3 protein-coding genes are annotated in these 1,606 nt (G+C 45.5%); 2 read left to right on the forward strand and 1 reads right to left on the reverse strand.

Annotation, left to right across the window (positions count from 1 at the left end; all coding sequences use genetic code 11):
- Window positions 1-179: 179 nt before the first annotated feature.
- Window positions 180-392 carry a transcriptional regulator gene (locus tag U868_RS0123225; protein WP_025155362.1) on the reverse strand — a complete coding sequence of 71 codons (213 nt, stop codon included), beginning with the start codon at window positions 390-392 and terminating at the stop codon, window positions 180-182.
- A gap of 115 nt (window positions 393-507) precedes the next feature.
- Between U868_RS0123225 and U868_RS0123230 the strand changes: the two genes are divergently transcribed.
- On the forward strand, window positions 508-1,221 hold the full coding sequence (locus U868_RS0123230) for an XRE family transcriptional regulator (protein WP_025155363.1): 714 nt from the start codon (window positions 508-510) through the stop codon (window positions 1,219-1,221).
- 33 nt (window positions 1,222-1,254) lie between these two features.
- Entirely contained in the window at window positions 1,255-1,590 is a 336-nt protein-coding gene (locus U868_RS0123235; RefSeq protein ID WP_025155364.1) for a DUF3024 domain-containing protein, read from the forward strand.
- The last annotated feature ends 16 nt before the right edge of the window (window positions 1,591-1,606 follow it).

Below are 1,606 nucleotides of genomic sequence, written 5' to 3' on the forward strand. Positions count from 1 at the left end.
CTCACTTCCTGTGAGGTGTTGCTGTGTTGAAAAAGTACGTTTGTACAGCGCCGTTACTCTGCTTGTCCGTTATCCCTTAACTGACGGATCTCCCCAGTTAAGCCGCACTATGTGCAATACAGATAAACAGCGCCTGTACATTCCGATTTTGTAATTTGTTAAAGAGCCAGGGTGATTAATCACCCAAAAATTTCATGTAAATCGGGTCGTAACTGACTTGCGAGAATGGCTCCGTTAGTCGCCAGCTCGATACGCTTTGCGCTTGTGGCAGATGGTTTTTTCCGTCCATGTAACCAAGCCCACACTGTGGGTTGTTTTACGTTACAGGCGTCAGCCAATTTCCGTTGGTTGCCCACCATGCCAATAGCCTTGTCGATAAGTTTGTTTTTCATAAATAACCTCGGCTGTTGGAATATAGCTAATAATAGCCATAGATATTTTAAAAGTAAATAGCTTTGGCTGTTTGTTGATAGATAGCCTCAGCTATATAATTCAGGTATGAAAAATATGACTTTTGCAGACCGGCTAAACCTAGCCATGAAAATGAGGGGTTTTACTCAGGTTGAACTCGCTGAGGCCGCTGATATGGCTCAACCCAGCGTTTGGAAGCTCACATCTGGTAAAGCGAAAAGCTCACGTAAGATAGTGGAGATATCTAACGCCCTGCAGGTTGATCCTGTGTGGTTAAGTACGGGAGAGGGAGATGTTCCTGACTTTTTGAAATCAGACAAAACCAAAGACGGCATACCTGTAAAAGACTTTAAGCCGAGAGAAGTGGCTGAATGGGATAGCAGTACGCCTCTGGATGATGACGAGGTTGAGGTTCCGTATTACAAAAGCATAGAGCTTGCCGCCGGTAATGGATGCAATGGCGGGAGCGATAATAACGGCTACAAACTCCGCTTCTCTCGCTCTACGCTTCGTCGTTATGGTATTTCACCGAAAGATGTAGCTTCGTTTCCTGTGCATGGTAACAGCATGGAGCCAATCATCCCCAACGGGACAACTGTATTCGTAAATAGAGGTGATAAACGCATAGTTGATGGCGGGATTTACTTCATTGAGCAAGATGGGTTGTTGCGGATAAAACTACTGTATCGACAGCCTGGTAAACTCATCATAAAAAGCTATAACTCAGTTGACTTCCCTGATGAAGAAGCCGATCCGGAAACAGTAAAAATTGTCGGTCGCGTCTTCAATATATCGGTAATGCTGATTTAGGTTGCACGCCGCCACACGTTCTAAGGATAAATAATGGCATTTAATGACATCGAGTTAGCGCAGATAAAGCAGTGCATGGACTTCTTCATGGAAAAACGCCGCCCGCCTGAGCATGTCCGTGATGAATATGACCTGATGTATGAAATCGCTGGACAGGCGGTATTTATCAATGAAATCCGTCACGTCATGGGGCGCACTGTTGAGACAGAGATAGCGAAGATAGCATTTAATCGCCAACAGAACGGCTGGAAGCTGTTTGCAATCGGTAAATCGGGGCAATGGGAAGGATTATTCACCGACCTCATACCGACGTTCTCAGACGCGATTAAGGTGGTCGAGGATGATGAGGTGGGAATTTTCTTCGGCTAACAGTGGCCTGACGACA

This window comes from Morganella morganii H1r (assembly GCF_000633515.1).
Lineage (GTDB): Bacteria > Pseudomonadota > Gammaproteobacteria > Enterobacterales > Enterobacteriaceae > Morganella > Morganella morganii_B.